Annotated in this window: 18 protein-coding genes; 11 read left to right on the top strand and 7 right to left on the bottom strand. The window is 67.1% G+C overall.

The window, feature by feature from the left end; translation table 11 throughout:
- Positions 1 to 96: 96 nt before the first annotated feature.
- Positions 97 to 3,636, top strand: a complete 3,540-nt coding sequence (locus CFB43_RS26590) for an ABC transporter ATP-binding protein/permease (protein ID WP_089497238.1) — start codon at positions 97 to 99, stop codon at positions 3,634 to 3,636.
- 528 nt (positions 3,637 to 4,164) lie between these two features.
- Here the strand turns inward: CFB43_RS26590 and CFB43_RS26585 are convergent.
- The gene (locus CFB43_RS26585) at positions 4,165 to 4,476 is read right to left on the bottom strand and encodes a HigA family addiction module antitoxin (protein ID WP_089497237.1); all 312 of its coding nucleotides are present in this window, start codon (positions 4,474 to 4,476) and stop codon (positions 4,165 to 4,167) included.
- 49 nt (positions 4,477 to 4,525) lie between these two features.
- Positions 4,526 to 4,804, bottom strand: coding sequence for a type II toxin-antitoxin system RelE/ParE family toxin (locus CFB43_RS26580; protein ID WP_074803724.1), 279 nt, complete (start codon positions 4,802 to 4,804; stop codon positions 4,526 to 4,528).
- A gap of 576 nt (positions 4,805 to 5,380) precedes the next feature.
- On the opposite strand from CFB43_RS26580, the gene glnH reads away from it, so the two are divergent.
- The 7 genes from glnH (at position 5,381) to CFB43_RS26545 (ending at position 11,527) form a co-directional block, all read left to right on the top strand.
- On the top strand, positions 5,381 to 6,133 hold the full coding sequence (gene glnH, locus CFB43_RS26575; RefSeq protein ID WP_089497236.1) for a glutamine ABC transporter substrate-binding protein GlnH: 753 nt from the start codon (positions 5,381 to 5,383) through the stop codon (positions 6,131 to 6,133).
- A 66-nt stretch (positions 6,134 to 6,199) separates the two neighbouring features.
- A complete protein-coding gene (glnP, locus tag CFB43_RS26570; RefSeq protein ID WP_089474611.1) occupies positions 6,200 to 6,856 on the top strand; it encodes a glutamine ABC transporter permease GlnP in 657 nt (218 codons plus the stop codon).
- Entirely contained in the window at positions 6,853 to 7,581 is a 729-nt protein-coding gene (gene glnQ / locus CFB43_RS26565; RefSeq protein WP_174388472.1) for a glutamine ABC transporter ATP-binding protein GlnQ, read from the top strand. The genes glnP and glnQ overlap by 4 nt, the downstream gene beginning before the upstream one ends.
- A gap of 19 nt (positions 7,582 to 7,600) precedes the next feature.
- Positions 7,601 to 8,650: a C45 family autoproteolytic acyltransferase/hydolase gene (locus CFB43_RS26560; RefSeq protein WP_089497235.1), complete on the top strand. Its 1,050-nt coding sequence runs from the start codon at positions 7,601 to 7,603 to the stop codon at positions 8,648 to 8,650.
- A gap of 15 nt (positions 8,651 to 8,665) precedes the next feature.
- Positions 8,666 to 10,000, top strand: coding sequence for an aspartate aminotransferase family protein (locus CFB43_RS26555; RefSeq protein ID WP_089497234.1), 1,335 nt, complete (start codon positions 8,666 to 8,668; stop codon positions 9,998 to 10,000).
- A 32-nt stretch (positions 10,001 to 10,032) separates the two neighbouring features.
- The gene (locus tag CFB43_RS26550; RefSeq protein WP_089497233.1) at positions 10,033 to 10,587 is read left to right on the top strand and encodes a carboxymuconolactone decarboxylase family protein; all 555 of its coding nucleotides are present in this window, start codon (positions 10,033 to 10,035) and stop codon (positions 10,585 to 10,587) included.
- A 160-nt stretch (positions 10,588 to 10,747) separates the two neighbouring features.
- Positions 10,748 to 11,527 carry an extensin gene (locus CFB43_RS26545; RefSeq protein ID WP_089497232.1) on the top strand — a complete coding sequence of 260 codons (780 nt, stop codon included), beginning with the start codon at positions 10,748 to 10,750 and terminating at the stop codon, positions 11,525 to 11,527.
- A 95-nt stretch (positions 11,528 to 11,622) separates the two neighbouring features.
- Here the strand turns inward: CFB43_RS26545 and ahpF are convergent, their stop codons facing one another.
- The 4 genes from ahpF to CFB43_RS26525 all read right to left on the bottom strand — a co-directional run bounded on the left by ahpF (position 11,623) and on the right by CFB43_RS26525 (position 15,417).
- Positions 11,623 to 13,221, bottom strand: a complete 1,599-nt coding sequence (ahpF, locus tag CFB43_RS26540) for an alkyl hydroperoxide reductase subunit F (RefSeq protein ID WP_089497231.1) — start codon at positions 13,219 to 13,221, stop codon at positions 11,623 to 11,625.
- 128 nt (positions 13,222 to 13,349) lie between these two features.
- Complete coding sequence (ahpC, locus tag CFB43_RS26535) at positions 13,350 to 13,913, bottom strand: alkyl hydroperoxide reductase subunit C (RefSeq protein ID WP_006488685.1); 564 nt, start codon at positions 13,911 to 13,913, stop codon at positions 13,350 to 13,352.
- A gap of 270 nt (positions 13,914 to 14,183) precedes the next feature.
- Positions 14,184 to 14,393, bottom strand: coding sequence for a ribbon-helix-helix protein, CopG family (locus CFB43_RS26530; protein ID WP_089497230.1), 210 nt, complete (start codon positions 14,391 to 14,393; stop codon positions 14,184 to 14,186).
- Between the two features lie 127 nt (positions 14,394 to 14,520).
- Entirely contained in the window at positions 14,521 to 15,417 is an 897-nt protein-coding gene (locus tag CFB43_RS26525; RefSeq protein ID WP_089497229.1) for a LysR substrate-binding domain-containing protein, read from the bottom strand.
- Between the two features lie 179 nt (positions 15,418 to 15,596).
- Here CFB43_RS26525 and CFB43_RS26520 point away from each other — a divergent pair, with 179 nt between their 5' ends.
- From CFB43_RS26520 to CFB43_RS26510, 3 genes are read left to right on the top strand one after another with little or no spacing between them, the layout of a single operon-like run.
- Positions 15,597 to 16,763, top strand: coding sequence for a branched-chain amino acid ABC transporter substrate-binding protein (locus CFB43_RS26520; RefSeq protein ID WP_089497228.1), 1,167 nt, complete (start codon positions 15,597 to 15,599; stop codon positions 16,761 to 16,763).
- Between the two features lie 44 nt (positions 16,764 to 16,807).
- Positions 16,808 to 17,332, top strand: coding sequence for an L-2-amino-thiazoline-4-carboxylic acid hydrolase (locus CFB43_RS26515; protein WP_089497227.1), 525 nt, complete (start codon positions 16,808 to 16,810; stop codon positions 17,330 to 17,332).
- Positions 17,325 to 18,590, top strand: a complete 1,266-nt coding sequence (locus tag CFB43_RS26510) for a Zn-dependent hydrolase (protein ID WP_089497226.1) — start codon at positions 17,325 to 17,327, stop codon at positions 18,588 to 18,590. The genes CFB43_RS26515 and CFB43_RS26510 overlap by 8 nt, the downstream gene beginning before the upstream one ends.
- A gap of 90 nt (positions 18,591 to 18,680) precedes the next feature.
- Here CFB43_RS26510 and CFB43_RS26505 read toward each other — a convergent pair whose 3' ends face one another.
- Complete coding sequence (locus CFB43_RS26505; RefSeq protein WP_089497225.1) at positions 18,681 to 19,160, bottom strand: GNAT family N-acetyltransferase; 480 nt, start codon at positions 19,158 to 19,160, stop codon at positions 18,681 to 18,683.
- Between the last annotated feature and the right edge of the window lie 11 nt (positions 19,161 to 19,171).

The raw sequence follows: 19,171 nt of genomic DNA, 5'->3' as shown, positions 1-19,171 counted from the left end.
CACCCGTTGAAAAATCATCTTTTGCCGCGCGCGGGCCGCGCGGGTAGCCTCGATCCGGTCAAGAAAAAACATCATCGGACACCACCGGAGGGCTTCATGTATTTCGACCGACGACTATGGGCAATGATGGCGGGGCTGCGCTGGCGGGTGGCCGCGGCCGTCGCGCTCGGCCTGCTCGCGATGGGTGTCGGGATCCTGCGTTTCGTCTTTCTCGGCCGCGTGCTGGCGCTGGTCTTTGCCGGTGCGCCGGCACGCAGCATCGGCGAAGCCGTCGTTGCAACGGCGGGCTGCGTGCTGCTGCGCGCGTGGCTCGACCATCGCCGCACGGTGCTCGCGCAGCACACGGCCGGGCGCGTGCAGGCCACGCTGCGCGCGCGGCTGTTCGACCGGATCGCCGCACTCGGCCCCGCGTGGTTCAGCGGCGAACGCACGGGCGGCGTGATGCTGGCCGTCGTCGACGGCGTCGAGCAACTGCAGACCTTTTTCGGCACCTATTTGCCGCAGCTCGTGATCGCCGCGTGCGCGCCGGTGATGATCTTCGCGGTGCTCGCGTGGTGGGACGTGCCGACGGCCGCGATCCTGCTGGTCGCGGCACTCGTCACGCTCGCGCTGCCGCAACTCGTGCATCGCGCCGACAAGCGCGCGGCGCTCGCGCGCTCGGCCGCCTTCAATGCGTTCGGCGAGGAGTTCCTCGACGCGGTGCAAGGCCTGCCGACGCTGAAGGCGTTCGGGCAAAGCACGGCATTCGGCGCGAAGCTGGCCGCGAAGGCACGCGCACTGTCCGACAGCACGTTCTGGGTGCTCGCGCTCGGCCTGCTGACGCGGCTCTTCACCGATCTCGGCACGGGCCTCGGCGCGGCCGCCGCGATCGCCGTCGGTGCGTGGCGCGTGCGGCACGGCGACATGAGCCTCGAGGCGCTGCTGATCGTGCTGATGGCCGGCAGCGAGATCTTCCGGCCGCTGCGCGACCTGCGTGCCGTGCTGCACCAGGGGATGATCGGCCAGTCGGCGGCGAATGCGATCCACGCGCTGCTCGACGCGCAGAGTCATGCACCGGCCACCGACGCGCCGCGCGTCGCGGGCCTGCGGCCCGAGATCGCGTTCGACGCCGTCAGCTTCGCGTATCCGGGGCGCCGCGCGGACGCGCATGCGGCACTGAGCTTCTCGGTGCGCGAAGGCGAGACGGTGGCGATCGTCGGGCCGAGCGGCGCGGGCAAGTCGACCATCGTGCGCCTGCTGTTGCGCCAGCACGATGCGCAGGGCGGCGCGATCCGCATCGGCGGCCACGACGTGCGCACGCTCGATGCCGGCCAGGTGCGCGAGATGATCGCGGTCGTCGCGCAGGATGCGACGCTGTTCGACGGCAGCGTGGCCGACAACCTGCGGCTCGGCCGCCCCGACGCGAGCGATGCGGACATGATCGCCGCCGCGCGCGCGGCCAATGCGCACGATTTCATCTCGGCGCTGCCCGACGGCTACGCGACGCGCATCGGCGAACGCGGGCTGATGTTGTCGGGCGGCCAGCGCCAGCGTCTCGCGATTGCCCGCGCGCTGCTGCGCGATGCGCCGATCCTGCTGCTCGACGAGGCGCTGTCGTCGGTCGACGCGGAGAACGAAGCGCTGATCCAGCAGGCGCTCGACCGGCTCACGCGCGGGCGGACCACGCTCGTGCTCGCGCACCGGCTGTCGAGCGTGATCGGCGCCGACCGCATCCTGGTGCTCGACCAGGGGCAGGTGGTCGACGAGGGCACGCACGCGGCGCTGATCTCGCGCGACGGCCCGTATCGCCGGCTGATGGGGCCGCAACTGGAGGCGGTCGCCGAATCGGTCGGTGTGGCGGCAACGGCCGGCGCGACCGCGCGCGCGTCGTCGGGCCCGCAGGTGCGGCCGTTGAACGACGATGCGGCGGAGATCGGCTGGCCGGAAACCCTGAGGACGCTGCTGCGCTTCGTGCGCCCGTGGACGGGCAAGGTCGTGCTGACGGTGCTGTTCGGGATCGGCCGCGTGCTCGCCTTCATCGGCGTCGGCGTGATCGGCGCGCTGGTGGTCGGTGCGGTACCGAGTGGCCACGTGAGCCCGGCGCTCGTCACCGCGTTGCTCGTGATCGCACCCGTGGCGGCCGTGCTGCACTGGCTCGAATCGTGGCTCGCGCACGACATGGCGTACCGATTGCTCGCGGAGATGCGCATCGCGCTGTTCGCGACGCTCGAACGCCTCGCGCCGGCCGGGCTGCTGCGTCGCCGTTCGGGTGATCTCGTGTCGCTCGCGACGCAGGACGTCGAGACCGTCGAGTATTTCTATGCGCACACGCTGGCGCCCGCGTTCGTCGCGGTGCTCGTGCCGGCCGCCGTGCTGGTGCTGCTCGCGTCGGTCGCGTGGCCGCTCGCGCTCGTGCTGCTGCCGTTCCTGTTGTGGGCCGGGCTCGCGCCGGTGCTGGCGCGGCGCGACGTCGACCGGCTCGGCACCGGCGCACGTGAAGCGCTCGGCCAGCTCGGCGCGCACCTGACCGAAACGATCCAGGGGCTCGCGGAACTCACCGCGTTCCAGGCCGTCGCGCGCCGGCGCGCGGCGTTCGTGGCCGAAGTCGATGCGTACCGCAAGCAGCGCGCGAAGCTGCTCGACGATCTGTCGGCGCAAAGTGCCGCGCTGGAAATCGCGAGCGGGCTCGGCGGGCTGGTCGTCGCGGCGCTCGGCGCGCTGCTGTGCGCACGCGGCTGGTTTCCGCGCGAGTCGTTGCCGCTGCTGGTGCTGGTGGCCGTGGCCGCTTTCATGCCGGTGGCCGAAATCGGCCAGGTCGCGCGCCAGCTCGCCGACACGATCGCGTCGACGCGACGCTTGCGTGCGCTGGAGAAGGAGCCGGTGCCGGTGACGGACGGCACGCATGCGATGCCGGCCGATCCGGCGGTGCGGTTCGAGGCCGCGTCCTTCACGTACCCAGGCCGCAGCGTGCCCGCGATCGACCGCGTGAGCTTCGACGTGCCGCCCGGCAGCACGGTCGCGCTGGTCGGGGCGTCGGGCGCCGGCAAGTCGACGGTCGCGAGCTTGCTGCTGCGCTTCTGGGATCCGCAGCAGGGCCGCGTGACGCTCGGCGGCGTCGACCTGCGCGATCTTAGGCTCGACGAACTGCGGCAGCACATCGCGCTGGTTGCGCAGGATACCTACCTGTTCAACGACACGCTCGAAGCGAACATCCGGCTCGCCGCGAGCGACGCGTCCGACGCGGACGTGCAGCGCGCGATCGACCATGCGGCGCTCGGCGACTTCGTCGCGCGGCTGCCGGACGGGCTCGCGACGCGCGTCGGCGAGCGCGGTGTGCAACTGTCGGGCGGCCAGCGCCAGCGTGTCGCGATTGCGCGTGCGTTCCTGAAGGATGCGCCGGTGCTGATCCTCGACGAAGCGACGTCCCATCTGGACACGCTCAGCGAGCAGCAGATCCGCGCGGCGCTGGAAGACCTGATGACGCAGCGCACGTCGATCATCATCGCGCACCGGCTATCGACCGTGCGCAATGCCGACCTGATTCTCGTGATGGAGCACGGCAGCGTGATCGAGGCCGGACGGCATGCGGACCTGATGGCGCGGCAGGGCGCGTATGGGCGGCTCGTGTCGCATCAGGCGAGCGGGGTGGCGGCGTAAGCGACGCGGCATCGGCGCACCGTCGTTCGGCGATGCCGCGCGAATTCCGCAACCTGCGTTGAGCCGCGCCGGCGGTTGCCGGCTTGGCGCGCACGTTCGTCCCGACAAGACGCCTGGTTGAATCGCCGGCCGCCGCGCAAACCGATGTGCGGGTGGCGGCGATGGCGCGGTCGTCATCCTGCCGCGCGCGTTGCACTGGACGGCCGTCGTGCCGGCCCGCACCAGCCGCTGCGATCCTCCCTTCAGCCCTCTGCCTTGAGCCCGCCTGCGCATGACTCTTCCGAACGTCGTATGAAACCGGGGAACGTGTCGATCTCAAGTTCACGTCTTTGCCGTTCGATAACGAGCTGTTCCAGGTATTCAGGGACTTCAGGATCGAACTGACCACACGCGGTTACTACGTCGCGCCGATCGATGAGGGCGCCATTTACGTGCAACCGGAAGACGTGGACGACGAGTCATTAGTAAAAAAGCCCGCGCAAGGCGGGCTTTAACTGAATAGGGATCCGGACCAAAGCCGGTTTCTCGTTAAGCATGCACTGTCTCTGAAGGGGCAGGCTTAACCTTCGTCGGCGCATGCTTTCGTGCCTGCCACAGGTCATAGTCCAACTGCATGCCGAGCCAGAAATCAGCTCGGCCGCCGCGCTCCGCACCAAGCCACTGCTCGAGGCGTAGCGCCATATCGGGCGAGATACTCGCCCTTTCGTTGAGAACACGGGACAATTGGACGCGCGAAACGCCCAGTTGTTCTGCCGCTTGAGTCACCGTCAGGTTCAGTGCAGGAAGCACATCTTCCCGAAGGATTGCCGCGGGATGCGGCGGGTCAAACATGATGGACATAGCCGTTGTAATGAACGCTGTACTGTGGAACCGTAGTAGAGGCGGCCTGTCAGTGAGGATCGAGATAATCGACGAGGACTGCATCCTCCCCATCGAACTCGAACGTCAACCTCCAATTTCCGTTCACGTCGACCGACCATACACCGTCGCCGGTTCCCTTCCAAGGGTGCAACCGCCACCCCGGTTGGTTCATGTCGTTCGGGCTTTTCGCCCGGTTCAACGCAGACAGTAGCCGCTTGAGTTTGCTCATGTGCGCCGCTTGAATGCCCGCTGTGGAGCCAGATTCAAAGAAGCGCTGAATGCCTTTATGGCGAAAGCTCTTGATCATAGAAATTACGCATAGTGGATTCCCTTTTTTCGCGGTGAATCAAAGCGTCTCGCACAAGACGCAAGGCAAGTATAGCCTGTAACGTTACGCGTTACAAGCATTGTGAATGCGATCAACCACGACGGATTTGCTCCCCATCAATCCGCCGATTTTTTCGGGGGCAGCGCCCGCGCATCCGTTCATCCATTACCGTCGTACAACGCTTCTAGGGCGGCCCTGCCGGTGGAGCCCGAACACGGTCCCGCCTCATTCCCGCGCCCGATCGCGCGCTATTGGCAACTCTCACGGGTGGGCTTCGGAAAGCCCAAGGGGACGGCTGCCCTAGGGAGGGCTGCGCGGCACGCCCCGGCCCGGGCATTTCGCCCTCCATCCGCCGCTTTCTTCCGATCTATCCGCGCCGCGGGTTTGTCACGATGCATTTCCCCGTTGCGGTTTTTTTTGTTGTCGTAGTATCGCCATTGACAACACTTGTTGCACTAAGGTCTAATTCGACATCGCATGTTGCGGTGCGGCTTGATGTCGTCGTTCCGCCGGCCGCCTGGCCGGTCACATCGCTCAATCATGCGGAGAGAAACCATGAGTCGCCGTTCCTTCCTGAAATCCGTCGCGGTCGTTGCCGCGCTCGGCGCCAGCCTCGCACACGCGGATACCAAGACGCTCGTCGTCGGCACCGATACGTCGTTCATGCCGTTCGAGTTCAAGCAGGGCGACAAGTACGTCGGCTTCGATCTCGACCTCTGGGCGGAGATCGCGAAGGACCAGGGCTGGAAATACACGATCCAGCCGATGGATTTCGCGGGCCTGATCCCGGCACTGCAGACGCAGAACATCGACGTCGCGCTGTCGGGCATGACGATCAAGGAGGAGCGGAAGAAGGCGATCGACTTCTCCGCGCCGTACTACGACAGCGGCCTCGCGGCGATGGTGCAGACCGGCAACACGACGATCAAATCGATCGACGACCTGAACGGCAAGGTGATCGCCGCGAAAACGGGCACCGCGACGATCGACTGGATCAAGGCGCACCTGAAGCCGAAGGAGATCCGCCAGTTCCCGAACATCGACCAGGCGTACCTCGCGCTCGAAGCCGGCCGCGTCGACGCGGCGATGCACGACACGCCGAACGTGCTGTTTTTCGTGAACAACGAAGGCAAGGGCAAGGTGAAGGTCGCGGGCCAGCCGGTCAGTGGCGACAAGTACGGCGTGGGTTTCCCGAAGGGCAGCCCGCTCGTGCCGAAGGTCAACGCATCGCTCGTGAAGATCCGGGCCGATGGCCGCTACGCGCAGATCTACAAGAAGTGGTTCGGGGCCGAACCGCCGAAGATGTGAGCGTGACGCCGCAACAGTGCGCGGCCGGATGGCCGCGCCGGTCTTGAATCGAACGGGGAGCGACAAGTGAATTTCGATTGGTCGGCGATCTGGGCGGCGTTGCCGGACCTGATGGACGGGGTCCGGTTGACGGTGTTCATCGCATTTTTCGGGCTGGTGGGCGGCTTCGTCGTCGGGATGGTCGCGGGCATGTTCCGCGCATACGGGCCGAAGGCGATGAACGTGCTCGCCCAGGTTTATATTGAATTGATCCGCGGCACGCCGATCGTCGTGCAGGTGATGTTCCTGTATTTCGCGCTGCCGCTGCTCGCGCATATCCGCATCGACGGCCTGACGGCCGCGATCATCGCGATCACGGTGAATTCCGGCGCGTATCTCGCGGAAGTGGTGCGCGGCGCGCTGCTGTCGATCCCGAAGGGGCTGACGGAAGCGGGGCTCGCGATGGGCCTGTCGATGCCGCGCGTGCTGTTGAAGGTGGTCGGGCCGCTCGCGTTCCGGCGGCTGATTCCGCCGCTCGGCAACCAGTGCATCGTGAGCCTGAAGGACACGTCGCTGTTCATCGTGATCGGCGTCGGCGAGCTGACGCGCAAGGGGCAGGAAATCATCGCGGGCAATTTCCAGGCGGTCGAGATCTGGAGTGCGGTGGCCGTCATCTACCTGTTGCTGACCGGCGCCATGACGTTGACGCTGCGGCTCGTCGAAAAGCGCATGAGGATTCTATGAGCATGATCGAATTCCAGAACGTGTCGAAGAGCTTCGGCCACGTGCCGGTGCTGAAGAACATCGACCTGAAGATCGACGCGGGCGAGGTGGTCGTCGTGGTCGGCCCGTCCGGCTCGGGCAAGTCGACGATGTTGCGCTGTATCAACGCGCTCGAGAAAATCACCGGCGGCGAGCTACTGGTCGACGGCCAGAGCGTGCGCGGCAACGCGACGACGATCCGCAACATCCGGCTCGAAGCCGGCATGGTGTTCCAGCAGTTCAACCTGTTCCCGCAAATGACCGCGCTCGAGAACGTGATGTTCGGGCCGATGCAGGTGCGCGGCGCGTCACGCGCCGACGCGCGCGACCAGGCGATGGCGCTGCTCGACAAGGTCGGCCTTGAATCGCGCGCGAATCATTACCCGTCGGAGTTGTCGGGCGGCCAGCAGCAGCGCGTCGCGATTGCGCGCGCGCTCGCGATCCGGCCGCGGCTGATGCTGTTCGACGAACCGACGTCGGCGCTCGATCCGGAATTACGCCACGAAGTGCTGAAAGTGATGCAGGATCTTGCGACCGAAGGGATGACGATGATCGTCGTCACGCACGAGATCGGCTTTGCGAAGCGGGTCGGCACGCGGCTGCTGTTCATGGATCAGGGCGGGATCGCGGAAGACGGCCATCCGGTCGAGCTGATCGACCGGCCGCCGACCCCGCGCCTGAAGGAATTCCTGAAACACGTGTCCTGAACGAAACCGAAATACCGACATGCCGCTTTCCCTTTCCCCCGTCATCGCCGGCGCGCCGTTCGACATCGGCGTGCGCCTCGGTGAGCTTGCCCGTCCCGTATTCGATGAATATATGCAGCAGAGCAGCGCGTGGCAGGCCGTGCGCCGCTGGCGCGGCCATCCGTTCGTCGCCGCGCTGCGGCAGGCTGCGCTGGCCGCGTATCCGGAGCTCGTCGCGGAGCTGGACGGGATCGCGGCGGGTGTCGGCTGGCCGGCCGAGGACATCTTCTTGTGGAACTGCCGCGGCGAGCTGATCCACAACGCGCCGGACGGCTGCACGACGCTTGCCGCGCGCGACGCGGCCGGCACGCGCTGGATCGCGCACAACGAGGACGGCGATCCGTACCTGCGCGAGCGCTGCCTGCTCGTCGACGTGCAGCCGGCGGGCAAGCCCGGCTTCATCAGCTTCTATTACCCGGGTTCGCTGCCCGGCCATACCTTTGCGGCGAACCGCGCGGGCATCGCGCAGGCGATCAACAACCTGCGGATCCGCACGCCGGCAGCGGGCGTGCCGCGCATGATCCTCGCGCGTGCCGTGCTCGATGCGACATCGCTCGACGCGGCGGCCGACGTGCTGCGTAGCCATGCGCGTGCAAGCGGCTTTCATCACACGCTGGGCGCGACCGGCGATGCGCGGCTGCTGAGCATCGAGGCAAGCGTCGCGCGCTGTTCGGTGATCGACGTCACGCGGCTCGCGGGGCATGCGAACCATCTCGTGCATCCCGGCTGCGACGCGGAAGCGCAGATCGTCACGCAATCGTCGGCCGACCGCCAGCGCCGCGTCGACGCGCTCACGCCCGCCATCGACGCGATCGACGAAGCCGCGCTGCGGCGCGTGCTCGGCGATCGCGCGCCGCAAGGGCTGCCGATCTACCGCGACGATCCGGCCGACCCCGACGACGAGAACACGCTGGCCACGGCCGTGTTCGCGATCGGCGCGGCATCGATCGATTTCACTCTTCACCAACACGGCACGCAGCGTTTCGCGACGCGCATCGTGCCGTCCGGGCGCGCGCACGACGCGCCCTGATCCATGAGGCAACGCATGACGACCGTTTTCCATCGCGCTCCGCGCGCCACCTTGCCCGTTGCCGTCGCAGGCGACGGCATCGAGATCATCGATTCGACCGGCAAACGCTATATCGACGCGTGCGGCGGCGCGGCCGTTTCGTGTCTCGGCCACAGCAACCCGCGCGTGATCGACGCGATCAAGCGGCAGGCGCAGCAACTGGCGTACGCGCATACGTCGTTCTTCACGACCGACGTGGCCGAGGAACTGGCCGACCGGCTCGTCGACGCCGCGCCGGCCGGCCTCGAACACGTGTATTTCGTGTCGGGCGGTTCCGAGGCGGTCGAGGCCGCGCTGAAGCTTGCGCGCCAGTATTTCGTCGAGAAGGGCGAGCCGCAGCGCCGCCATTTCATCGCGCGACGCCAGAGCTATCACGGCAATACGCTCGGCGCGCTCGCGATCGGCGGCAATGCGTGGCGGCGCGAGCCGTTCCTGCCGCTGCTGATCGAGGCGCACCACGTGAGCCCGTGTTATGCGTATCGCGACCAGCAGGCGGGTGAAACCGACGACGCGTATGCGCAACGCCTCGCGGACGAACTCGAACGGAAGATCGTCGAACTCGGCGCGGACAACGTCGCGGCGTTCGTCGCGGAGACGGTCGTGGGCGCAACGGCCGGCGCGGTGCCGCCGGTGCGCACGTACCTGAAGAAGATTCGCGCGGTGTGCGACAAGTACGGCGTGCTGCTGATCCTCGACGAGATCATGTCGGGGATGGGGCGCACCGGCTACCTGTACGCGTGCGACGAAGACGGCGTCGCGCCCGATCTGCTGACGATCGCGAAAGGGCTCGGCGCGGGCTACCAGCCGATCGGCGCGACGCTCGTCAGCGACCGCATCTACCGGACGATCGTCGACGGCTCTGGTTTCTTCCAGCACGGCCACACGTACCTCGGCCACGCAACCGCATGCGCGGCCGCGCTCGAAGTGCAGCGCGTGATCGCCGAGGAGAAGCTGCTCGACAACGTGAAGGCACGCGGCGAGCAACTGCGCGCATCGTTGCGCGAGCATTACGGCCCGCATCCGCATATCGGCGACGTGCGCGGCCGCGGGCTGTTCGTCGGCGTCGAGCTCGTGCGCGATCGCGACAGCAAGGCGACGTTCGATCCGGCGCTGAAGCTGCATGCGACGGTCAAGCGCGAGGCGATGCAGCGCGGCCTGATGGTGTATCCGATGGGCGGGACGATCGACGGCGTTCACGGCGATCACATCCTGATCGCACCGCCGTTCATTTGCACCGCGCAGCAGATCGATACGATCGTCGAGCGGCTGTCGGGCGCGATCGGCGCGGCGCTCGCGTCGGCCGGCGCGTGACCGTATTCATCGAACCTTGTCAGGACTTCGCCATGACCAACAGATTGCCTCCGTTCGATCCCGCATCGGCCACCGATGAACAGAAGGCCGTGCTGGCCGACATTCTCAGCGGCCCGCGCGGCAACCTGAACGGGCCGTTTCTCGGCTGGATCGCGAGCCCCGAGCTGGCGCAGCACGCACAGAAACTCGGCGCGTTCTGCCGCTATCGCACGGGCCTGCCGCTGCGCCTGTCGGAACTCGCGATTCTCGTGACGGCCGCGCGCTGGCGCTCGCAGGCCGAGTGGCACATCCACCATCCGATCGCACTGGAGGCGGGCGTGCCGGCCGCGACGGCCGACGCGATCCGGCGCGGCGTCGCGCCCGCATTCGAGTCGGACGACGATGCGCTGATTCATGCATTCGCGAGCGAGCTGTACGACACGCGGCGCGTGAGCGACGCGACGTTCGCACGGGCGCAAGCGCGCTTCGGCCACGAAACCGTCGTCAATCTCGTTGCATTGCTCGGCTACTACGCGCTCGTCGCGATGACGCTGAACACGTTCGGCATGCGCGCGCAAGGGCAGACCGAATTGCCGTTTCCGGAGTGATGCCCGAACGTTGATCGTGCCGGAACAACGGAAGCGATACGTCTGACGAACGTGTTGCCGACCTGTTCCGGCACAATGCAACCAAATGTATTCGTGCGGGATCGACGGCCCATCGCCGCGTATGATGGCTTGTTCACGTCGATATGAGCGGTGAGCAAGCATGACGAGTACCCGCAAGACCTTGATGATCGCCGGTGGGCTCCTGGTAGCCGCCGCCGGCACTGCCTACGTGATGCTCCTGCGTGCGGATCACCGCGCGATCGAGGATGCCGGCATCGGCGATTCGGCCGCGCCCGTTGCCGCGGCGCCGGCGGGCAACGATCACGCGGTGCAGGGCACCATCGCGCCGCCGGCCCCGGCCGCCGCGATGGCATCGAAACAGGCGGCTGTCGCGCCGCCGCCCCCCGCACCGGCGCCTGCTGCGCCGGCCGAAACCGCGCGCGTCAGCGCAGCGCCGGCCGTGCCGGTTGTCAGCGACAAACCGCAGCCGGTGACGAAGCCGAACGCGCCGCCGCCGAAGGTCAACGTCGTGACCGTCGATGCGCAGGATTCGACCCCATCGGCACCGCCGCCATCCGCCAAACCTATGCAGCAGGCCGCACCGGCACCGGCGCCCGCGCAGGTCACGCAGCGCGCGCCGCGCAAGCGCGACGGCCTCGAACGCCACGCGGGCGCAGCACCCTCCGCAACGAAATCCGAAACGCCGGAGACGGCCGCGCTCGTCAGGGAATCGGCGAAGCTCGACCCGTCGTTGCCGCCGCCGTCGATGTCATCGGTGTCGTCGATGCCGGCGAACACCGGTTCGACCCGGCAGGGCGGTTCGTCGTCCGGCGCGAATCCGGTGGCGGCCGCGATGACCGAGCAACTGGTCAGGCAGTCGAGCAGCTTCAAGTCGACGGCGCCTGCGCCCGCGGACGGCGGCCCGACCGCGACCAAGTAACCGCAATCGCTTCCGGAATAAAAAGGACCCCGCATGCCGACCAAAGCATGCGGGGCCAAGAGAGACAAACTGTTGTGCCGACGGGCTGACGCGCGTTACGCGGCGACCGCTTCCTCGGCCTGCCGCTGCGCGGCGGCAACCGGCGCCACGTCCTGCCGGATCAGGTGGTCGAACGCACCGAGCGATGCCTTCGCGCCTTCGCCCACGGCGATCACGATCTGCTTGAACGGCACCGTCGTCACGTCGCCGGCCGCGAACACGCCCGGTACCGACGTCGCGCCGCGTGCATCGACGACGATCTCGCCGTGCTTCGACAGTTCGACCGTTCCCTTCAGCCATTCGGTGTTCGGCACGAGGCCGATCTGCACGAACACGCCTTCGAGATCGATGCGCTGCGTATCGCCCGAGCGCAGATCCTTGTAGACGAGCCCGTTCAGTTTGCTGCCGTCGCCGGTCAGCTCGGTCGTTTGCGCCTGCGTGACGATCGTCACGTTCGGCAGGCTGCGCAGCTTGCGCTGCAGCACTTCGTCCGCGCGCAGTTGCGCGCCGTATTCGATCAGCGTGACTTCCTTCACGATGCCGGCGAGGTCGATCGCGGCCTCGACGCCCGAGTTGCCGCCGCCGACCACCGCGACGCGCTTGCCCTTGAACAGCGGGCCGTCGCAGTGCGGGCAGTACGCGACACCGCGGTTGCGGTATTCGCGCTCGCCCGGCACGTTGATTTCACGCCAGCGCGCGCCGGTCGCGAGGATGATCGTCTTCGCCTTCAGCACCGCGCCGTTCGCGAGGCGGATCTGGTGCACGTCGCCCGGAATCAGCGCATCGGCGCGCTGCACGTCCATGATGTCGACGTCGTACTGCTTCACGTGCTGTTCGAGCGCGGTCGCGAACTTCGGCCCTTCGGTTTCCTGCACCGACACGAAGTTCTCGATCGCCATCGTGTCGAGCACCTGGCCGCCGAAACGCTCGGCCACGACACCCGTCGCAATGCCCTTGCGCGCCGAGTAGATCGCGGCCGCCGCGCCTGCCGGGCCGCCGCCGACGATCAGCGTATCGAACACCGCCTTGGTCTCGAGCGACTTCGCGGCCCGTGCGCTGGCGCCCGTATCGAGCTTCGCGAGGATTTCCTTCACGCTGCTGCGGCCCTGGCCGAACGACGCGCCGTTCAGGAACATCGTCGGCACGGCCATGATCTGGCGCGACTCGACTTCGCCCTGGAACAGCGCGCCGTCGATCGCGACGTGACGGATGCGCGGGTTGATCAGCGACATCACGTTCAGCGCCTGCACGACTTCCGGGCAGTTCTGGCACGACAGCGAGAAATACGTCTCGAACGCGTAGTCGCCGTCGAGCGCGCGGATCTGTTCGATCACGTCGTCGTCGAGCTTGATCGGATGGCCGCCCGTCTGCAGCAGCGCGAGCACGAGCGACGTGAATTCATGGCCCATCGGGATGCCGGCGAAGCGGATGCCGGACGGCTTGCCGGGCTCGCCGATCGAGAACGACGGCTTGCGCTCGGCGTCGTCGCGGCGTTCGGTCACGGTCACGCGATCCGTCAGCGACGCAATCTCGTTCAGCAGCGCCAGCAGTTCCTGCGATTTCGCGCTGTCGTCGAGCGAGGCGACGAGTTCGATCGGGCGCGTGATCTTTTCGAGGTACGCTTTGAGTTGGTTCTTGAGATTGGCGTCGAGCATGGCGTTTCGGATTCCGTATTAATGATTCTGGTCGGGCACGTCGTGCCGGAGGAGGGCGCGGGCCGCATGCCGCGGCGGCCCGTCATCGGGAGGCTCGCGCGCCTCGTGCGAGGCGCGCGGCGCGATCGTCAGATCTTGCCGATCAGGTCGAGCGACGGGGTCAGCGTTTCCGCACCCGGCGTCCACTTGGCCGGGCACACTTCACCCGGGTGCGCCGCGATGTATTGCGCCGCCTGCACCTTGCGCAGCAGTTCGCCTGCGTCGCGGCCGATGCCGTTGTCGTGGATTTCGCACAGCTTGATCTCGCCTTCCGGGTTGATCACGAACGTGCCGCGCAGGGCCATCCCTTCTTCCTCGATCAGCACGTCGAAGTTGCGCGACAGCGTGAGCGTCGGGTCGCCGATCATCGGGTACTTGATCTTGCCGATCGTGTCCGACGTGTCGTGCCAGGCCTTGTGCGTGAAGTGGGTGTCGGTCGACACGCCGTAGATTTCGACACCCAGCTTCTGGAATTCCGCGTAACGGTCGGCGAGGTCGCCCAGCTCGGTCGGGCAGACGAACGTGAAGTCGGCCGGGTAGAACACGACGACGGACCACTTGCCCTTGAAGTTCTCTTCCGAGACGGGCACGAAATCGCCGTTGTGGTATGCGGTTGCCTTGAACGGCTTGATTTGGGTGTTGATGATCGGCATCTGGACAATTCCTTTTCGTCAGTGGTGAGTGGAGTGTTGCCAGTATCCGGGTTCACCCTGAGCTTGTGAAATTGCTTGTTTCAATCCGGGGCATCAGGAATTTCTATCTGCTTCCGGCCCTTGATTGGCGGGGGGCGGGGGAGGTCATTGACGCGCGGGTGCGTGGATGAGCGGTAACCGGGCGGAGATGCGGCGAGCGGGAATGCGCAGAAAGTCAAAAGCCGCAGTGGATCGACTCCAGGCGGCAGCGATGGGCGTTCGGGGGCGCGTTCACCACTCCGAGCGCAAGTCTTCCTGGGCGACGGCATTGCACCCCTTCCAGAGGCCGAACACATTGTCAGCAAGTGTCCGGTTCCGTAGCGCGATGTAGGCGTCGATCGCGTCCCGGACGACCTCGGCCGAGGATCTGTTCTGGTGTGTGGCGATGCGGGTCAACGCGGCATGCTGGTCATCCGATAGATCGACTGGAATTCTGCTCATCTCAACCTCCGTGACGGGACACGACCATCGTGCCGATCCGGTCGGCCAGGTGCAAGTGCGCGGCACGTCCCATGCGAATGCGGCTTCCCGATTCGCCGGTTGTCGGAGCGGCGTCTTCGCGCTCCGCTCAAATCCCCGCCATCTTCCTCAACCACGCCGCCAGCCGCCTGGCGCCGTCCGGCATGTCCGCGTCCTCGCGGGTGCACAGGTAGTAATCGCGGCCGTCGTCGAGCACGTGATCGAACAGCTTCACGAGCTCGCCATTCGCCAGTTCACGCTCGACCAGCGGCGCGCGCAGCAACGCCGCGCCGAGATCCGCGCGCGCGGCGCTCAGCGTGAGCTGGCCGTCCTCGAACATCGGCCCGACCGCATGCGACACATGCTTGACGCCCGCGCCCTGCAGCCAGTTGACCCACGTGCTGCGATCCTCGTCGTGCACGAGCGGGGCGCGCGCGAGATCGGCCGGCGTGCGGAACGGCCCGTGGCGCTTCAGGAACGACGGGCTGCACATCGGCACCATCGCGCCCGGCAGCAGCCGTTCGCAGCGGTAGCCGGGCCAGTCGCCGGTGCCGAAGCGGATCGACAGGTCCGATGCATCGCTGCGGTAGTTGCGGTGATGCGCGTACAGCACGGTCACGTCGACGTCCGTGTTGTCGGCCAGGAATGCGTGCAGCCGCGGAATGAACCAGCCGATGCCGAGCAGCGGAATCAGGCTGACGGTGATCTGCCGCAGGGACGAGCGGTCGCGCGCGAAGCGCGTCGCGCTGCGCAGCACCGAGAACGCGGCGCTGATCGAGCGGTAGTAGTCGCGGCCTTCGTCCGTGAGCGCGAGCAGCCGGCCCTCGCGCACCGTCAGCGGCGTCTGGATGAACGCTTCGAGCAGTTGCAGCTGATGGCTGACCGCCGACGGCGTGATGTCGAGCTCGCCCGCCGCCGCGGTGACCGACCCGAGACGCGCGAAAGCTTCGAACGCACGCACCGCGCGCAGCGGCGGATCGTGCGGTAATTGTTCGATATTTTTCATGTATCGAATTTTATCGAAAAGTCAGGGTAAGCGACAACACAAAAATATCCCGTGTTTACAGTGGGGTGCGTTAATGTGGCGGGAACGGCATAAGCATCCAACAATTGGATATTTGGGGTTTGGGTGCTGAATATTTAATATTTTTCATGTTTTGATTCAATTCACCGATCCCCCCGCACATGAAAATCGCCTTTCTCCCCGCCAGCCTCGCATTCTCGGCGGCCGCCCTGGTCGCCTCCGTTCCCGCGTTCGCGCAATCCGCGCCGCAGACCGTCCTGATCGGTCTCGCCGCGCCGCTCACCGGCCCGTCCGCGCGGATCGGCAAGGATCTGCAGAACGGCGCGCAACTCGCGATCGACGACGCGAACGCGAAGCATCCGACCATCGGCGGCAAGCCGGTCGTCTACAAGCTCGTCGCGGCCGATGATCAATCCGATCCGCGCACGGCCGTCGCGGTTGCGCAGCAGCTCGTCGACCAGCACGTGATCGGCGTCGTCGGCCACTGGAACACGGGCTGCAGCGTGCCGGCGTCGCGCGTCTACCGCGATGCGGGCATCCCGCAGATCGCGCCGGCGTCCACCGGCCATCAATACACGCAGCAGGGCTACGCGACGGCCTTCCGCATCATGGGCCACGATGATGCGGGCGGCAATTTCACCGGCGCGTATGCGGTGAAGACGCTGAAGGCGAAGCGCATCGCGGTGATCGACGATCGCACGTCGTTCGGCTCGGGCCTGGCCGACCAGTTCATCAAGGGCGTGCAGGCGAACGGCGGCACGATCGTCGATCGCCAGTACGTGAACGACAAGACGACCGACTTCAGCGGCGTGCTGACCGCGATCAAGGGCAAGCGCTCGGATCTCGTGTTCTTCGGCGGCCTCGATGCGCAGGCCGCGCCGATCTCGCGCCGGATGCGTCAGCTCGGCGTGAACGCGCCGCTGCTCGGCGCGGGCGGCTTCGTGAGCCAGACCTTCCTGTCGCTGGCCGGCAAGGACGGCGACGGCGTGACGGCGCTCGAACCGGGCCTGCCGCTCGACCGGATGCCGGGCGGCAAGGCGTTCGACACGCATTACCAGGCGCGCTTCCGCGCCCCGATCGAGCTGCATGCGCCGTTCGCGTACGACGCGGCCGCCACGCTGATCGCGGCCGCGCAGAAGGCCGGCACGACGCAGCCGGCGAAACTGGTCGCGGCGGTGCGTGCGATCGACCGGCCCGGCGTGACGGGGCGGATCGCGTTCGACAACGCAGGCAACCTGAAGGATCCGGCGTTCACGATCTACCAGGTGCGCGGCGGCAAGTGGACCGTCGTCGACGTGCTCGGCGGCTCGCGCACCGCGACCAAGTAAACGACCCAGCACGACTCTGCGATAAAACAACCAAGACGATCCCCATGACCGAAGCCACCCAGACATCCGCCGCCGCACCCGAGGACACGCGCCTCGGGATCCTCGCGCGGCGCCGCATCGAAGCGGAAATCATCAAGCCGATCTACGAGATCATGAAGCGCGAGTTCGGCGCCGAGCGCGCGCAGGCCGTGATCGCGGAAGCCGTGCGCGGCGCGGCAGTGGACGCCGGCCGCACGTTCGCCGCGCAGGAACCGGGTGGCACGAGCGTGAAGTCGTTCATCGCGCTGCAGGTGCTGTGGGAGAAGGACGACGCGCTCGACGTCGAGGTGCGGCGCGCGGACGACGCGCATTACGACTACGACGTGCACCGCTGCAGCTACGCGGAGATGTATCACGCGATGGGGCTCGGCGAGATCGGCCACCTGCTGAGCTGCGCGCGCGACAGCTATTTCATCCAGGGCTATGCGCCGGACATCGCGCTCACGCGGACGAGCACGATCATGCAGGGCGGCAAGCGCTGCGATTTCCGTTACGCGCTGCGGGCCGCGCCGGAGAACGGCGATGCGTGACGACACCACGATTGCCGAAAGCGTGAGCGCGCCGCGCGTCGACGGCGACCGCCTGTGGGCGTCGCTCGACCGGATGGCGCAGATCGGTGCAACGCCGAAGGGCGGCGTCTGCCGCCTCGCGCTGACCGATCTCGATCGCGAGTCGCGCGACCTGTTCGTGCAATGGGCGCAAGACGCCGGCTGCACGGTGCGCGTGGACCGGATGGGCAACGTGTTCGCGCGCCGCGCGGGGCGCAACCCCGACGCCGCGCCCGTCATGACCGGCTCGCACGCCGATTCGCAGCCGACGGGCGGCCGCTACGACGGCATCTACGGCGTGCTCGGCGGGCTCGAGGTCGTGCGCGCGCTGAACGATGCGGGCATCGAGACCGAGCGCCCGATCGACGTCGTGATCTGGACCAACGAGGAAGGCTCGCGCTTCGCGCCGGCGATGGTGTCGGCCGGCGTGTTCTCGGGCGTCTATACGCTCGAATACGGGCTGTCGCGCACCGATGGCGCAGGCAGGACGATCGGCGAGGAACTGGCGCGGATCGGCTACGCGGGCGCCGAGCCCGTCGGCGGCTATCCGGTGCATGCGGCGTACGAGCTGCATATCGAACAGGGCGCGATTCTCGAACGGGCCGGCAAGACGATCGGCGTCGTGACGGCCGGGCAGGGGCAGCGCTGGTACGAGGTGACGCTCACCGGTGTCGACGCGCATGCGGGCACGACGCCGATGGAATTCCGCCGCGATGCGCTCGTTGGCGCCGCACGGATGGTCTCGTTCGTCGAAGTGCTCGGCCGCCGTTACGCGCCGTACGCGCGGGCGACCGTCGGGATGATCGAGGCGCGGCCGAACTCGCGGAATACCGTGCCGGGCGGCTGCTTCTTCACGATCGAATTCCGTCATCCCGATGACGCGGTGCTCGACGAGCTCGACGCGACGCTGCGCGCGGAACTCGCACGGGTGGCCGACGAAACGGGCCTCGGTGCGCAGATCGAGCAGATCTTCACGTATGCGCCGATTCCGTTCGCGCCGCGTTGCATCGATACGGTGCGTGAGGCGGCGCAGGCGCTCGGGTTGTCGCACATGGATATCGTGTCCGGCGCGGGGCATGACGCGTGCTATGTGGCGCGCGTCGCGCCGACGGGGATGATCTTCGTCCCGTGCGTCGATGGGCTGAGCCACAACGAAGCCGAAGCGATTACGCCCGAGTGGGCGGCGGCGGGTGCCGACGTGCTGTTGCGGGCGGTGCTGCGGAGCGCGCAGGAAAGCTGAACCGGAGTGTGACGGTAGTGGTCCGGCGGGAGAATCTGCGCCAGGCTACGCGGGTCAATGCCTGACGATGCGAACGCGTGGGTTGCGTCGTCAGGCGCCCGGCGAATGCCGATCGATGTACCGCCGCATCACATGGAACGCGAGATCGGTGCGCTCCGGAATCGTGATCGTCGCGTCATCGGCTGCGAAGCCGAGTTTTTCATAGAACCGGTGCGCGGATTCGCGTGCCGTACACCACACGAGTGCGGCCCCATGTGCTTCCGCGTGCCGTACGCAGACCTGCACCAGCACACGCCCGAAGCCCATGCCACGGACGGCAGGGTGGACGGCCATCCCGCGAAGCCGCCACGCCGGTCGCGCGGGATCGTCTTCGCGCACCTCCTCGCAGATCGACGCAACCGCGACGATGCCCGACGTATCACGTACGCCGACGTGCAGCGTCGTCGGCGCAAGGTCGCCGGCCAGCGCGCTCGCATCCAGATCGCCATTCAGCAGGATCATCGCGCGGAGCGGGCGCGTCTGCGCGGCATCGATCGGCGCGATGGTGAACAGCGTGTCGCCTGACGTCATCAACGTTCCTC

Source organism: Burkholderia sp. AU15512, from assembly GCF_002223325.1.
In the GTDB taxonomy this organism is placed as follows: Bacteria; Pseudomonadota; Gammaproteobacteria; order Burkholderiales; family Burkholderiaceae; genus Burkholderia.
This window is presented reverse-complemented; position numbering and strand designations above follow the sequence as displayed.

What these genes read in the sequence shown, in the direction of transcription:
- CFB43_RS26590 (WP_089497238.1), top strand. Translation starts at nt 97, where the DNA reads ATGTATTTCGACCGACGACTATGGGCAATGATGGCGGGGCTGCGCTGG.
- CFB43_RS26585 (WP_089497237.1), bottom strand. Translation starts at nt 4,476, where the DNA reads ATGTCCATCATGTTTGACCCGCCGCATCCCGCGGCAATCCTTCGGGAA.
- CFB43_RS26580 (WP_074803724.1), bottom strand. Translation starts at nt 4,804, where the DNA reads ATGATCAAGAGCTTTCGCCATAAAGGCATTCAGCGCTTCTTTGAATCT.
- glnH (WP_089497236.1), top strand. Translation starts at nt 5,381, where the DNA reads ATGAGTCGCCGTTCCTTCCTGAAATCCGTCGCGGTCGTTGCCGCGCTC.
- glnQ (WP_174388472.1), top strand. Translation starts at nt 6,853, where the DNA reads ATGAGCATGATCGAATTCCAGAACGTGTCGAAGAGCTTCGGCCACGTG.
- CFB43_RS26560 (WP_089497235.1), top strand. Translation starts at nt 7,601, where the DNA reads ATGCCGCTTTCCCTTTCCCCCGTCATCGCCGGCGCGCCGTTCGACATC.
- CFB43_RS26555 (WP_089497234.1), top strand. Translation starts at nt 8,666, where the DNA reads ATGACGACCGTTTTCCATCGCGCTCCGCGCGCCACCTTGCCCGTTGCC.
- CFB43_RS26550 (WP_089497233.1), top strand. Translation starts at nt 10,033, where the DNA reads ATGACCAACAGATTGCCTCCGTTCGATCCCGCATCGGCCACCGATGAA.
- CFB43_RS26545 (WP_089497232.1), top strand. Translation starts at nt 10,748, where the DNA reads ATGACGAGTACCCGCAAGACCTTGATGATCGCCGGTGGGCTCCTGGTA.
- ahpF (WP_089497231.1), bottom strand. Translation starts at nt 13,221, where the DNA reads ATGCTCGACGCCAATCTCAAGAACCAACTCAAAGCGTACCTCGAAAAG.
- ahpC (WP_006488685.1), bottom strand. Translation starts at nt 13,913, where the DNA reads ATGCCGATCATCAACACCCAAATCAAGCCGTTCAAGGCAACCGCATAC.
- CFB43_RS26530 (WP_089497230.1), bottom strand. Translation starts at nt 14,393, where the DNA reads ATGAGCAGAATTCCAGTCGATCTATCGGATGACCAGCATGCCGCGTTG.
- CFB43_RS26525 (WP_089497229.1), bottom strand. Translation starts at nt 15,417, where the DNA reads ATGAAAAATATCGAACAATTACCGCACGATCCGCCGCTGCGCGCGGTG.
- CFB43_RS26520 (WP_089497228.1), top strand. Translation starts at nt 15,597, where the DNA reads ATGAAAATCGCCTTTCTCCCCGCCAGCCTCGCATTCTCGGCGGCCGCC.
- CFB43_RS26515 (WP_089497227.1), top strand. Translation starts at nt 16,808, where the DNA reads ATGACCGAAGCCACCCAGACATCCGCCGCCGCACCCGAGGACACGCGC.
- CFB43_RS26510 (WP_089497226.1), top strand. Translation starts at nt 17,325, where the DNA reads ATGCGTGACGACACCACGATTGCCGAAAGCGTGAGCGCGCCGCGCGTC.
- CFB43_RS26505 (WP_089497225.1), bottom strand. Translation starts at nt 19,160, where the DNA reads ATGACGTCAGGCGACACGCTGTTCACCATCGCGCCGATCGATGCCGCG.